Raw genomic sequence first — 12,194 nt, 5'->3', positions numbered from 1 at the left:
GACAGGGCCGCTACTGCCATTCGGGGGTAGCGGGCCGGATCAGTCGGCCGGATCAGAGCCGGTAGCCCATGGTCCGGGCGGTGTTGACGGCCTCCATGCGGTTGCGGCTGCCGAGCTTGCGCATGACGCTGCGCAGATAGGCCTTCACCGTGCCGGGTGACAGGCCCATCAGCTCGGCGATCTCCGTGTTGGCCAGCCCCAGCGCGGCGCAGCGCAGGGCTTCGTGCTCGCGCTGGGACAGGGCAGCGGCATGCCTGGGGCTCTGGGCGCCGCCCTCCGCATCGGCGAGCATCCTGTGGCGGATCCCTTCCAGTTCGGCGCGGACGGCCGGGTCGTGGATGCGCGCCAGGAGCGAGCCCAGATCGCGGTAGGTGTCCCGCAGCCGGGTGTCCGCAGGCGCGGGACGCCTCTGCCGCGCTCGCAGGTCGGCGGTGAGGCGTTCTTCGGCCCTGCGCGCGACGGCCACGGCGAGGCGTTGCACGCGCTCGCCGATGTCCAGCCGCTGCCGCAGCGCGGCGTAGCACACCCCGCTGACCCGGCCCTCGGTAAGCAGTGGCACGGCCAGCATCGCGTGCAGGCCCTCGCGCGCCACCGGGAGGTCGTACTGATGGCTGATCCCGTCGGCCCGCGCATAGTCGGTGACCGTGACCGGCCGGCCCAGCGCCATCGCCTTGCCGCCCAGGCCTGTGCCTTTCAGCACGACCAGATTCCGCAGCACGGCCGTGCGTGCCCCGTACAGTCGGCTGATCACCAGCCGTTGCCCGTCGGGCTGCACGCGGGCCCCGAACGCGATGTCCAGGCCCGCGTCGTCGACCAGCTGCGCGAGTGCGCTGTCGATGACGTCCGCCCATCCGTCATGAACCGACGCGTCCATTGGCAACACCTCAATCCGGGGATTCGTCCGCGCTCACCGTGGCACGACGCGGGATGAGCGTCCACCGCCAGGAACCCTCAGCGCAGGTCGGTGTTGGCGCGTTGGCGGGTTACCTGGGGACGGTGAGCAGGACGCGGCCGCGGCCTCCGGCATCGACGCGGTCGTGGGCCTTGGCGATGTCCTCGAGCGGGTAGCGGTCGCCGATATCGACGGTGAGCGCGCCGACGGCGGCCGCGGAGGTCAGGTCGCGGGTGGCCTGCCGCCTGGCCTCGGCCGGGAAGTCGTCGCTGCCGAGCAGCCGCAGGGTGACGTTGTTGAACAGCAGGGGCCAGAAGGGGATTTCGGTGCGGTCGGCGCGGGTGGCATAGGCGGCGATGACCGCGTTGCCGGCGGCGATGGCGTTGTCGAGGTCGGCGTTGTCGGACAGGGCCACCTCGATGATCCGGTCGACGCCCCGGGGCGCGTACGCGCGGATCGCCGCCGCCGGGTCCGCCTGGTCCAGGGCGACGGCGTGGGAGACGACGGCAGGGTCGACGCGGTCGAGGTCCGCGCTGCGGCGGACGGTGGCGAGGACGGTGGCGCCGGCCCAGCGGGCGAGTCCGGCGGCCAGGGAGCCGACTCCGCCGAGGACGCCGTGGACGAGCACGAGCTTGCCGTCGACAGGGCCGTCGGCCAAGACGGTGCGGTGGGCGGTGATCCCGGGGATGCCGAGGCTCGCGCCGAGTTCGTCGCTGAGGTGGTCGGGCAGGGGGACGGCCTGGTGGCCGGGTACGACGGTGTACTGGGCGGCGGTGCCGAAGGGCCGGTAGGACTGGGCGCCGTACACCCAGACCCGCTGTCCGGCGCGGCGTTCGTCGACGCCCTCGCCCACGGCGTCGACGACTCCGGCGGCGTCGCTGTGCGGGATCACCCGTGGGTACGGCATCGACGAGCCGAGCCAGCCGCGCCGCTTCTTGGTGTCGCCGGGGTTGACGCCCGAGACGGTGACGCGGACGCGGACCTCGCCGGGGCCGGGCCGGGGGTCGGGCAGTTCGCCCACCTGCAGGACGTCGGTCGCGGGGCCTTGTGCGTCGTACCAGGCGGCAAGCATGGGCGGGTACCTCCGGTGGCGGTCAGCTCGCGGGTTCGTCGAGCGGCCTGGTCGTGGGTGTGCTGGTCCAGCTGGCGAGGATGGTGAGGGCTTCGGCGGAGGGTGAGCCGGGTTCGGGGGTATAGATGACGAGGGTCTGTTCGGGGTCGCCTTCGACGGCCAGGACCACGTAGTCGAGGGCGAGATCGCCGACGACGGGGTGGTGGAAGCGTTTGGCGCCGGCGGTGTGGGCGACGACGTCATGGTCGGCCCACAGGCGGCGGAACGTCTCGCTGTGCAGGGACAGCTCGCCGATCAGTTCGGTGAGCTGCGGGTCGTCGGGGTGGCGTCCGGCGTACAGGCGCAGGGTGGCGACGCAGTCGCCGGCGACCCGTTCCCAGTCGGTGTACAGCGCGCGGGCGGCTTCGTCGAGGAAGACGAAGCGGGCGGCGTTGCGCTCGCGGTGGGGGCGGGCTGCGAAGTCGGTGACGAGGGCGTGGCCGAGCCGGTTGGCGGCCAGGACGTCCATGCGCCGGCCCTGCACGATCGCGGGTACGCCGAGCGCGTCCAGGGCCCGGTACAGCGCGGGGCGGACCCGCTGCGGGCTGAGCGGACGCTTGCGGCGGGCCCGGGTGGTGGTGGGTTGGGCGAGGTCGAAGAGGTGGGCGCGTTCGGTCTCGTCCAGTTGCAGGGCGCGGGCGACGGCCTCCAGAACGGCCCGGGAGACGCCCTGCGTGCGGCCGCGCTCCAGGCGTACGTAGTAGTCGACGCTGACCCCGGCGAGCTGGGCGACTTCCTCGCGGCGCAGCCCCGGCACCCGTCGGGCGCCCGGATGCGGGGCGATACCGGCCTGCTCGGGAGTGACCCGGGCCCGGCGGGTGCGCAGGAACTCACGGATCTCGGCGCTGCGGTCCATGCGTCCACCGTACGGCGGACCCCCACCCCTCTCAGCCCGTGAAAGGGGTACTGCCGGACCCCCGTAGGAGCAGTACCCCGTACGGGCGCCTGGGGGCGGCCGACGGGTGGTTGCCTGGGTAGCGGGCCCACTGCACGTGATTCACCGGATGTGACGCCCCCACCCCCACCCCACCGCCATCGCCTGCGCCGTACGGCCGGAGAAGAGGACAACTCCCATGGCATCGAAACTGACCGGCACCGTCGCTCTCGTCACCGGCGCGAGCAGCGGTATCGGCGCGGCCACCGCCCGCGAGCTCGCCGGGCAGGGTGCCTCGGTCGCGCTCGTGGCGCGCCGCGGGGACCGTCTGGAAGACCTCGCCGCCGAGATCGGGAAAGCGGGCGGCACCGCGCTGGCGGTGGAGGCCGACATCACCGACCGCGCCCGGGCCGAGGCCGCCGTACAGCGGACCGTCGAGCACTTCGGACGGCTGGACACCCTGGTCAACAACGCGGGCCTGATGCTCCTGGGTCCCGTCGTCGGCGCGGACGCCGAGGACTGGGACCGCATGATCGCCGTCAACGTCCAGGGACTGCTCCACACCACCCACGCCGCCCTGCCGCACCTGCTGCACGCCGCCGAGCAGGGACCGCGCCGGGTCGCCGACATCGTCAACATCAGCTCGATCGCCGGCCGGGTCGCCTGGAACGGCTACGGCGTCTACAACCTCACCAAGTTCGGCGTGAACGGCTTCACCGAGTCCCTGCGCCAGGAAGTCACCCGGCGGCACGTGCGCGTCGGCGTCCTGGAGCCGGGCGGCGTGGACACCGAGCTGGGTTCGCACAACAGGCCCGAGGTCCGCGACGCGATGATCGACCCCTTCTACGAGGCCACCGAGGTCCTCGCTCCCGAGGACATCGCCGACGGCGTCGCCTACATGGTCACCCGCCCGCGTCACGCCTCCGTCGGCGAGCTGTGGATCATGCCCACCGACCAGGCCTGACCGCGGCGCAGCACATCACCACCACACCACCACTGAAAAGGAATCCCTCATGAGCAAGGTCATCTTCGTCACCGGCGCCGGCCGCGGTCTGGGCACCGACATCGCCCGCGAGGCCCTCGCCGCCGGCCACCAGGTCGTCGCCACCGGCCGTCGCCCCGAGGAGGTCGAGAAGACCCTCGGCGGACCGCAGGACAACCTGCTCGTCACCAAGCTCGACATCACCAGCCCGGACGACGCCCAGGAAGCCGTGCGGGCCGCCGTCGAGCGCTTCGGCCGCATCGACGTCCTGATCAACAACGCCGGCAATTTCTTCGCCGGCTACTTCGAGGAGATCCCGCCCGCGCAGATGCGCCAGCAGATCGAGACCAACCTCTTCGGCCCCATGAACATCACCCGCGCCATCCTGCCCATCCTGCGCAAGCAGCGCGACGGCCACATCATCACCCTCTCCTCCTCCGCCGGCATCATCGGCCAGGAATTCTGCGTCGCCTACGCCGCCTCCAAGTTCGCCGTCGAGGGCTGGATGGAGTCCCTGCACCACGACATCGCGCCCTACGGCATCCGCACCACCGTCGTCGAGCCCGGCTTCTTCCGCACCGAACTGCTCGTCGACGCCTCCACCACCTGGCCCGAGCCGACCATCGAGGACTACGCCGAGCGCACCACCGCCACCATCGCCGCCTGGAAGAGCATGAACGGCCGGCAGACCGGCGACCCCGCCAAGCTCGCCCACGCCCTGCTGACCATCGCCGGCCAGGACAAGCCGCCGCTGCGCTTCGTCGCCGGTGCCGACGCCATCGAAGGCGTCGAGGCCAAGGCCAGGGAACTCCTCGCCCAGGCCGAAGCGTCCCGCGAACTCGGCGGCAACCTCGCACACGACGACGCCAACGCCTGAGGAAGGAGTCATGGGCGGACGGCCGTACGGGCGTGGTGGTCCCTGTCCGGCCGTCCTCTCTCCGGGGCCGGTGTTCGGCGGTTACCCCTCGCCCCCGGCCGCCTGCTCGTCGATGAACATCTCCAGCGCCTTCACCACGAGGGCGTGGTCCTCCTGCTGGGGCAGTCCCGAGACGGCCACCGTGCCGACCACGCCGACCCCGATGACATGCAGCGGCACCGCCCCGCCGTGCGCCGCGTAGCGGCTCGGGTCCAGGCGTGAGGCGTCCTCGAACGTCGTGCCGCGGTCCCGGAACCGCTGGCCGACCAGGTACGAACTGCAGCCGTAACGCTCCACCACCCGGCTCTTCCGCTCGATCCAGGCGTCGTTCTCCGGCGTGGTGCCCGGCAGGGCGCTGTGGAACAGCTGCTGGCCGCCCCGGCGAATGTCGATCGTGACCGCGCTGCCCTGAGTCCGGGCGAGTTCGACCAGGAGCGACCCCAGCCGCCAGGCGTCGTCGTTGTCGAAGCCCCGCAGCCGCAGCCGCAGGTCCTCCTCCTGGAGCCTCGTGGTGAGGTCCGGACCTTCGGTCCGTGTCATGTCCTGCCCTTCCTGTCGACCGGATCCGCGATCACCTGGTGTACCCGTTCCTGCAGTATCCGTCCCGCCGGGAGGGCTGGCCGGCCTCCTCCGTGGACCACCACGCGTCACGCGGCCTCCTCCAAGGCCTCCCCGGGCTTCTCCGCGTAACGCACGCCCATCCGTTGAGCGAGCATCACCAGCCCCGCGCCCACCGCCAGCCCCGCCGCAGGGAGCACCGGGAACCGCCCGCCGTACGCGAACCCCTGCGTCGCGAATCGGGTCAGCGCCCCGACGCTCGCGGCCAGGCCGATCCAGAGCAGCAGGGGACGCCGCGGATCGGCCTGCGGACGGTTCCGCTCGTACAGTGCCGCCAACAGACCTTCCAGAGGACGCAGCCCGGCCACGGCACCGGCCAGGACGACGCCCAGTACCAGCAGCCAAGGCACGCGCAGCCACCACCACGCCGCCGACCCGAAAGCGGGCTCGGGCGCGAGCCCGGGGAGGTACAAGGCGGCGGCGACGATGAGGACGGGCAGCATGTGCCACAGGTAGAGCGTCATGCTGGCGCCGCCCACGGGGCGCACGGCGCGCCACACCCGCTCGCGGTCCAGGAACCGTCGTGCTGCCGGCGCGACCAGGAGGCACAGGCCCACCTGTGCCACCGCCCACGCCAGCATCGCCGCCGACGGGGGATTGGTGTTGCTGGGCGTCTGTCCGGTCACCAGGATCAGGCTGACCGGGAACGGGCCGGGGCCGACCAGGGCCCAGAAGGAGAGCCCGCCGCCCAGCGCCATGCCCGCGGGCAGCCACCGGCTGCCCGCGGTCAGCAGCCCGTCCCGCCAGCAGAAGCCCAACTGGTAGGGCACGGCCCATACGAGGACGTAATTGAGCAGGCCGACGTACGGCGCGTGTACGGCCACCACGAGCAGGTCGGTCACCAGGGCGGCCGCGCACATGGCCACGGGGACGCGAAGCCCCCAGCGCCGGTGTGCCGCGTGCAGCGGCGGTGTGAGGGCGCTGAGGATCAGGTACACCGGCAGGAACCAGAACTGCATCGCCATGGCCCAGCCCACCAGCGCGAGGGTGGCCGGGTCGACGCCGGCCGCCGAGCAGACCGCCACGGCGAGCAGCATCAGCCCGCTGTAGACGGCTGTCGGGAGCAGCAGCCGTACCGCCCGCTGTCCCACCCATCCGGCCGCCGTACCGCCCGCCGCCCGCGCGCGCGACCAGGAACCGCCCGCCGCGTGGCCGCCGGCCAGGAAGAACAGCGGCATGATCTGGAAGCCCAGGGTCAGCCACTGGGTCCAGGGGATGGTCGCCAGCAGTTCCGGCGCGGTGATCTCACCGTCGGGGCCCCGGACCAGGCCGGTGATCAGCCAGTGGCCGAGCACCACGAGAACGATCGCCCACGCGCGGAGGAAGTCGACGTAGCGGTCTCTGTTCATGCGTCCCATGCTGACGGCAGAGACGGTGCGGCCGCGGTGGGAAACCCTTGCCGCAACCGATCCGTGTCCGGTACGACACCGGCGTGACCTGGTGTCAGCGCAGCACCGCCGACACCAGGTCCGCGCCGAGCGCCGTGGCGGCGGTGAGGTCGAGCGCGTAGTGGACGTAGCGCCCTTGGCGCCGTGCGGTGAGCAGTCCGGCCCGGCGCAGTACCGCCAGGTGGCGGGAGACCTCGGGCGGGGTCAGCTCCCAGGCGCACGCCAGCTCGCCGGTGGTGTGCGGGCCTCGGGCCAGGGTGCGCACCAGCCGCAGCCGGACCGGGTGGGCCAGCGCCTCCAGCCTGAGCCGTACGGTCTCCAGCGGCACCGGCTCGGGCGTGCTGCGCGCCGCGACCGGGTACTGCAGCGTCGGGGGGCGGCCGGGGGAGTGCGCCGTGACGAGATGCGGGTGGCCGAAGACGCTGGGGATGAAGGTGACGCCGCAGCCGCGCGCGGTGGTGGCGCTGTCCTGCAGCTTGTCCACGAGGATGCGTTCGCCCTCGCGGTCCAGGGTGACGGCCGCCGAGACCGACGTCAGAACCTCGCCGAACCCGTGCCGGGCCCTGAGGTCGGCCTTGAGCCGGATGTCCGCCGCCAGTTGCGCCGCGATGCCCGGCCAGGCGGCGTCGAAGAACGCCTCGCCGCACTGCTGGAGCGTCTCGCGCACCCGCGCCCGGACGGCGGCCGGGTCCGCCAGGAGACGTTCGGCGAACGCCTCCTGGAGCGCGCCCCTGGCCTGGGCGCGGTCCAGGGCGCGCTCGCGGGCCGCGTCGTCGGCGAGCGGGGACGGCCCGGCGAAGAGCAGCCGGTTGCTGCCGCAGGTCGTGACCAGCGCGGAGGTCACATAGGCGTCGTCGTCCAGGCCGTCCACGTCGTCGAGTTCCGCGGCGAGCGTCGCCCGGGGGGCGGCCGGCAGCAGGAAGTCGGCGCGCGAGGACCGCCACAGGAACTCGGCCTCCTGCAGCCGCTCCGCCAGCTCCGGCCGCAGCGCGGCCCGGACGCCCGCGGCCCACGCCGCCAGCTGCGGGTGATGCTCCGGAGAAGCCAGTACGTGCAGCATCGCGGTCAGCTCGGCCAGCGGCGAGGCGGCGAAGCGCAGCCGTTCCGGCGGCACTGAGGTGATGTCGATGCGCAGGGTCACCCGTCCATCATCGCTGGTCGTCGGGGCCTGACCCGCCCCGGTTGACGGGAACCGTCAACCGACGTGACGAGCCGATGCCCCGCCGCGCACGGTGACGGCATGACGACCACCGTGCACCGCGCCGCATCCCGCGAACTCGTCCGGGCGTCCGGAGGCCCCCGCTACGCCGTCGCCCTGGCCGTGGACGCGCTCGGCACCGGCCTGCTGCGTCCGTTCCTGCTGCTCTACGGGATCAAGGTGCTCGCGCTGTCCGCCGCGACCACCGGCATCGCCATGACGGCGGGCATCGTCACCGGCCTGGCCTGCACACCCGCCATGGGCCGCTGGCTGGACCGGGGCGCACGCAGCGACGCCGTGGCCGCGGCCATGCTGGTGCGGGTCCTCGGCGTGGCGCTGCTGCTGACCGCCCCGACCGGAAACGCGGGGATGTTCGCGGCCGCCGCGCTCTTCCTCGGCATCGGCAACCAGGCCTGGCCCGCCGCGCACGCCGCGCTGGTGGCGACCGTCTCCCAAGGCCGCATGCGGGACGCCGCCCTGGCCGCCGCGCGGTCCGTCCGCAACGCGGGCCTGGGCGTCGGCGCGCTGATCGCCATGGGCTGCCTGGCCGGCGGCACCCCGGCCCTCAAAGTGCTGGCCGCCGTCACCGCCGTCGGCTACACGGCCGCGGCGGCGCTGGCCTGGTCGGTCCACGTCTCCGCCGCCCCCGCCACCGCCCCGGTCGCCGGCCGGCCGGACGAACCCGCCCCGCGCATGGGCGGCGTACTGGTGGCCAACGTCGTCTACGCCTTCTGCCTCAACGTCCCCGAAGTCGCCCTGCCCCTGGTCCTGGTGACACAGCTGCACGCCTCCCCGGTCTGGTCGGCGGGGATCCTCGTCATCAACACGGTGCTCGTGGTCACCCTGCAGGTCACCGTGACCGTCAGGATGTCCCGCTTCTCCCGCCGCTCCGCGCTGACCGCCGCCGGCGGCGTCCTCGCCCTCTCCTACCTCGGCTTCCTCCTGGCCACCCCGCTGGGCGGCGGCCTGGCCGTCCCCGCGATCACCCTGGTGTCCGTACTGTGCACCCTCGGCGAGATCATGTACGCGGGCAGCGCCACCGCGCTCGTCGTCGCCACCGCCCCACCGCACCTGCTGGGCCGGGCCCTGGCCCGCTTCCAGCTCTCCACCGGCCTCGGACTCGCGGTCTCCCCGGCCCTGATGACCACCCTCGCCGCCCACGGCCCCGCCGCCTTGTGGGTGCCCCTGGCCGCCGTGACCCTGCTGGCCGCCACGACGGTCCGGGGCCGCCGGGCTCCTGAGGGCCGTGCAACCTGCTTGCAACCCCATGCGGTGCACGGTGGTCCCGTCACCCGACGCCGCTCACGACAGGAGCCGTAGATGGATGTGAACCGGGTCGACCTCACCCCGGCCGCCGCGCAACTGCTCCGTCAGCTGCGCGGGGCCCACGGGCCGCTGATGTTCCACCAGTCCGGCGGCTGCTGCGACGGCAGCTCGCCGATGTGCTTCACGGACGGCGAGTTCGTCACCGGTGACTCCGATGTGCTGCTCGGCTCGCTCGACGTCGAGGGCGTGGCCGAACCGATCGGCTTCTGGATGTCGGCCGACCAGTTCGAGCGCTGGCGGCACACCCACCTCACCGTCGACGTCGTGCCCGGGCGCGGCGGCGGCTTCTCCCTGGAGGCGCCGGAGGGCGTCCGCTTCATCATCCGCTCCCGGCTGCTGTGACGGCCGCGGGACACCCCTAGAGCCCCCGTGGGTCCACCGGCGTTTCCCCGGCGCGGCTCTGGGCGACGACGGCCTGGACATGGGCCTCGATCTCCTCGGGGTTCAGGCCCAGGGCCTTCCCTATGTGGACCGCCCACACCTCGGAGCGCACATTCGTCTCGAAGTCCAGGTCGGCGCGCACGTTCTCGCGGGCCGCCTGCCGGTTCTGGCTGATCATGACGAAGGTCGACAGGAAGATCGCCTCCAGGCTCACGATCATCGTGAGCAGCCCGTACGGATACGGGTCGAAGACCCCCGCCTTGCCCAGCAGGCCCTCGTTCAGCGCGATCCAGACGCCGAACCACACGGCGTGGACGTAGACGAAGACCATTCTGCCCGCGAAGGAGGTGATCGCGTCCGCGATCCGGTCCTGGGTGCTGCGCAGCCGTGCGTAGACGTCCTGCTCGTGACGGAGGCGGACAGCGTGGGATTCGGAAGTCATGCGGCACATCCTGCCCGGCCGGCGTCAGAGCTTTCGGGCCACCCCCGCGTACAGGGGGGCGGGGCCGACGGGCGGCTCGGCGGGGTCGGGGCGCCAGTCGGAGACCAGGGCGACGCCGGGGTCGAGGAGGGCGAGGCCGTCGAAGAAGCGGGCGAAGTCGGCGAGGGGGCGGGGGAACAGGCCGGTGCCGCCGTGGCGGAAGTGCTCGACCGCCTGGGTCATCTTCTCGGCGTCGACGTCGGGGGTGAGCTGGGACAGGACGAGGAAGCTGCCGGGCGGGAGGGCGGCCACGTAGCCGCGGACGAGGTCGTAGACGCCGTCGTCCTCCTCGGAGATGAAGTGGGTGAGGGCGACCAGCGACAGCGCGATGGGCTCGGAGAAGTCGAGGATCGCTTGCGCCTGCCCGAGGATCTGCTCCGGCTCGCGGACGTCGGCCTCCAGGTAGTCCGTGGAGCCCTCCGGGGTGCTGCGCAGCAGGGCCTCGGCGTGCCGTAGCACGATCGGGTCGTTGTCGGCGTAGACCACGCGCGCCTCGGGGGCCACCGACTGGGCGATCTGGTGGAGGTTGGGCTCGGTGGGGATGCCCGTGCCGATGTCGAGGAACTGGCGGACGCCGTCCTGGGCGAGCAGCCGGGTCGCCCGGTGCATGAAGCTCCGGTTGGCCTGGGCGGAGGTCTTCACATTGGGGTCGAGGGAGAGGATGCGCTTGCCCAGCTCCTCGTCGACCGGGTAGTTGTCCTTGCCGCCCAGCCACCAGTCGTAGACTCGCGCCGAGTGCGGCTTGCTGGTGTCGATCGTGGTCATGCGGGGCTCCGTCGGTTGTCGGTCGGCTGACGTCGTAAGGGAAGAAGGAAGTCGGCCTCGCCGGCCTTGGCTCCCTCGATGAAGGCCTTGAACTCGCTGTAGGTGCAGATCAGTGCGGGCCCCTCGGGGTCGGTGGACTGGCGCAGGGCGATGCGGCCGTCACCGAGGCGCATGGCCTCGATGCAGTTGCCGCCGTTGCCCCCGCTCCACGGCTTGTGCCAGCCCTCGGCGCCGAGGTCGGCGGCGCGCATGCCGTTGTGTATCCGGACCGTCCGATCCATTCAGAGCTCCTTGCGGAAATCCCGCAGGATCTCCTTTGTGCGGTGTGCGGTCGCCGCCTGCGTCACCATGTGGTCCATGACCTCCAGGTGCGAGGCGACCTCGCTCCGTTCGTCGAGATAGACAGCGCCGGTCAGGTACTCGACGTAGACCATGTCCGGCAGTTCGGGAACGGCGAAACGGAACAGGACGAACGGCCCGTACGTGCCGGGGTGGTGGCCGGCGGAGAACTCGGCGATCTGCACGGTGACGTTCGGCATCTCGGCGGCCGCGAGCAGCCGGCCGGCCTGCGCGCGCATGACGGCCTGGGAGCCGACCGGCCTGCGCAGGACGGTTTCGTCGAGCACGACCCACAGGTGCGGGGCGCCTTCGGCGCGGGTCAGCAGGGCCTGGCGCTCCATGCGCAGGGCGATGTGCCGCTCGATCTCGTCCGGCCTGGCCCGTCCCAGGGAGCCGGTGCGCAGGATGGCCCGGGCGTAGTCCTCGGTCTGGAGCAGGCCGGGGACGAAGTGCGGTTCGTAACTGCGGATGAGGCTCGCCGAGCCCTCCAGGCTGACGTGGACGCTGAACCAGTCCGGCAGAATGTCGTGGAACCGCTGCCACCAGCCGGGCCGGTTGGCCTCCTCGGTGAGCATGAGGAAGGCGTCGGCCTCGGCCTCGGGGATTCCGTAGGACTTCAGCAGCATGTGCACGTACGGGATCTTCAGCGAGACCTCGGCCGTCTCCATCCGGCGGATCGTCGCGGGGGCCACGCGGAGTATCCCGGCGGCTTCCTCGCGCCTGAGCCCCGCCTTTTCGCGCAGGTCCTGAAGGCGTCTGCCGAGGACGACCTGACCCACCGTCGGGGCCGGCCGCGGTTCACTCACGTATGCCTCCCCCGGTGCCTCCCCGCAAGCTCCTGGGCAGCAGTCTGACACGGCGGAGGCGGACGCCGGGCTCACTCTGCAGATTTCAGAGTGGCCCTTGCCAAGTGCTCGCGTGGG

At 72.4% G+C, this 12,194-nt stretch carries 14 protein-coding genes; 4 read left to right on the top strand and 10 right to left on the bottom strand.

The features are described 5' to 3' along the window. Nucleotides 1-52: 52 nt before the first annotated feature. From OG607_RS05965 to OG607_RS05955, 3 genes are all read right to left on the bottom strand, one after another. The gene (locus OG607_RS05965; protein WP_405719704.1) at nt 53-874 is read right to left on the bottom strand and encodes a LuxR C-terminal-related transcriptional regulator; all 822 of its coding nucleotides are present in this window, start codon (nt 872-874) and stop codon (nt 53-55) included. A 109-nt stretch (nt 875-983) separates the two neighbouring features. Further along, entirely contained in the window at nt 984-1,964 is a 981-nt protein-coding gene (locus OG607_RS05960) for an NADPH:quinone reductase (RefSeq protein ID WP_405719702.1), read from the bottom strand. A 22-nt stretch (nt 1,965-1,986) separates the two neighbouring features. Continuing rightward, nucleotides 1,987-2,859, bottom strand: a complete 873-nt coding sequence (locus OG607_RS05955; protein ID WP_405719700.1) for a helix-turn-helix transcriptional regulator — start codon at nt 2,857-2,859, stop codon at nt 1,987-1,989. 217 nt (nt 2,860-3,076) lie between these two features. Here OG607_RS05955 and OG607_RS05950 point away from each other — a divergent pair, with 217 nt between their 5' ends. Continuing rightward, nucleotides 3,077-3,841 carry an SDR family NAD(P)-dependent oxidoreductase gene (locus tag OG607_RS05950; protein ID WP_405719698.1) on the top strand — a complete coding sequence of 255 codons (765 nt, stop codon included), beginning with the start codon at nt 3,077-3,079 and terminating at the stop codon, nt 3,839-3,841. A gap of 49 nt (nt 3,842-3,890) precedes the next feature. Further along, entirely contained in the window at nt 3,891-4,736 is an 846-nt protein-coding gene (locus OG607_RS05945; RefSeq protein WP_405719696.1) for an SDR family oxidoreductase, read from the top strand. 81 nt (nt 4,737-4,817) lie between these two features. Here the strand turns inward: OG607_RS05945 and OG607_RS05940 are convergent, their stop codons facing one another. The 3 genes from OG607_RS05940 to OG607_RS05930 form a co-directional block, all read right to left on the bottom strand. After that, nucleotides 4,818-5,315 carry a heme-degrading domain-containing protein gene (locus tag OG607_RS05940; protein WP_405719694.1) on the bottom strand — a complete coding sequence of 166 codons (498 nt, stop codon included), beginning with the start codon at nt 5,313-5,315 and terminating at the stop codon, nt 4,818-4,820. Nucleotides 5,316-5,422: 107 nt separating this feature from the next. Next, nucleotides 5,423-6,742: an acyltransferase gene (locus OG607_RS05935; protein WP_405719692.1), complete on the bottom strand. Its 1,320-nt coding sequence runs from the start codon at nt 6,740-6,742 to the stop codon at nt 5,423-5,425. 94 nt (nt 6,743-6,836) lie between these two features. Next, nucleotides 6,837-7,922, bottom strand: coding sequence for a DUF5937 family protein (locus OG607_RS05930; RefSeq protein WP_405719690.1), 1,086 nt, complete (start codon nt 7,920-7,922; stop codon nt 6,837-6,839). A gap of 99 nt (nt 7,923-8,021) precedes the next feature. Between OG607_RS05930 and OG607_RS05925 the strand changes: the two genes are divergently transcribed. Both OG607_RS05925 and OG607_RS05920 read left to right on the top strand, forming a co-directional pair. Beyond that, nucleotides 8,022-9,299 carry an MFS transporter gene (locus tag OG607_RS05925; protein ID WP_405719688.1) on the top strand — a complete coding sequence of 426 codons (1,278 nt, stop codon included), beginning with the start codon at nt 8,022-8,024 and terminating at the stop codon, nt 9,297-9,299. Beyond that, a complete protein-coding gene (locus tag OG607_RS05920; RefSeq protein WP_405719686.1) occupies nt 9,300-9,647 on the top strand; it encodes a DUF779 domain-containing protein in 348 nt (115 codons plus the stop codon). It begins immediately after the preceding gene. A 16-nt stretch (nt 9,648-9,663) separates the two neighbouring features. Here the strand turns inward: OG607_RS05920 and OG607_RS05915 are convergent, their stop codons facing one another. Genes OG607_RS05915 through OG607_RS05900 form a run of 4 tightly spaced genes read right to left on the bottom strand, consistent with a single transcriptional unit; the run spans nt 9,664 to nt 12,077 of the window. Continuing rightward, a complete protein-coding gene (locus OG607_RS05915; protein ID WP_405719684.1) occupies nt 9,664-10,128 on the bottom strand; it encodes a DUF1003 domain-containing protein in 465 nt (154 codons plus the stop codon). Nucleotides 10,129-10,152: 24 nt separating this feature from the next. Continuing rightward, nucleotides 10,153-10,932, bottom strand: coding sequence for an SAM-dependent methyltransferase (locus tag OG607_RS05910; RefSeq protein ID WP_405719682.1), 780 nt, complete (start codon nt 10,930-10,932; stop codon nt 10,153-10,155). Beyond that, on the bottom strand, nt 10,929-11,213 hold the full coding sequence (locus tag OG607_RS05905) for a DUF397 domain-containing protein (RefSeq protein WP_405719680.1): 285 nt from the start codon (nt 11,211-11,213) through the stop codon (nt 10,929-10,931). The genes OG607_RS05910 and OG607_RS05905 overlap by 4 nt, the downstream gene beginning before the upstream one ends. Then, nucleotides 11,214-12,077, bottom strand: coding sequence for a helix-turn-helix domain-containing protein (locus OG607_RS05900; protein WP_405719678.1), 864 nt, complete (start codon nt 12,075-12,077; stop codon nt 11,214-11,216). Between the last annotated feature and the right edge of the window lie 117 nt (nt 12,078-12,194).

Origin of the sequence: Streptomyces sp. NBC_01537 (assembly GCF_045040445.1) — a bacterium.
Taxonomy (GTDB): domain Bacteria; phylum Actinomycetota; class Actinomycetes; order Streptomycetales; family Streptomycetaceae; genus Actinacidiphila.
This window is presented reverse-complemented; position numbering and strand designations above follow the sequence as displayed.

Excerpts from the sequence above, each read along its gene's own strand:
- OG607_RS05965 (WP_405719704.1), bottom strand. The coding sequence starts at position 874 with ATGGACGCGTCGGTTCATGACGGATGGGCGGACGTCATCGACAGCGCA.
- OG607_RS05960 (WP_405719702.1), bottom strand. The coding sequence starts at position 1,964 with ATGCTTGCCGCCTGGTACGACGCACAAGGCCCCGCGACCGACGTCCTG.
- OG607_RS05955 (WP_405719700.1), bottom strand. The coding sequence starts at position 2,859 with ATGGACCGCAGCGCCGAGATCCGTGAGTTCCTGCGCACCCGCCGGGCC.
- OG607_RS05950 (WP_405719698.1), top strand. The coding sequence starts at position 3,077 with ATGGCATCGAAACTGACCGGCACCGTCGCTCTCGTCACCGGCGCGAGC.
- OG607_RS05945 (WP_405719696.1), top strand. The coding sequence starts at position 3,891 with ATGAGCAAGGTCATCTTCGTCACCGGCGCCGGCCGCGGTCTGGGCACC.
- OG607_RS05940 (WP_405719694.1), bottom strand. The coding sequence starts at position 5,315 with ATGACACGGACCGAAGGTCCGGACCTCACCACGAGGCTCCAGGAGGAG.
- OG607_RS05935 (WP_405719692.1), bottom strand. The coding sequence starts at position 6,742 with ATGAACAGAGACCGCTACGTCGACTTCCTCCGCGCGTGGGCGATCGTT.
- OG607_RS05925 (WP_405719688.1), top strand. The coding sequence starts at position 8,022 with ATGACGACCACCGTGCACCGCGCCGCATCCCGCGAACTCGTCCGGGCG.
- OG607_RS05920 (WP_405719686.1), top strand. The coding sequence starts at position 9,300 with ATGGATGTGAACCGGGTCGACCTCACCCCGGCCGCCGCGCAACTGCTC.
- OG607_RS05915 (WP_405719684.1), bottom strand. The coding sequence starts at position 10,128 with ATGACTTCCGAATCCCACGCTGTCCGCCTCCGTCACGAGCAGGACGTC.
- OG607_RS05910 (WP_405719682.1), bottom strand. The coding sequence starts at position 10,932 with ATGACCACGATCGACACCAGCAAGCCGCACTCGGCGCGAGTCTACGAC.
- OG607_RS05905 (WP_405719680.1), bottom strand. The coding sequence starts at position 11,213 with ATGGATCGGACGGTCCGGATACACAACGGCATGCGCGCCGCCGACCTC.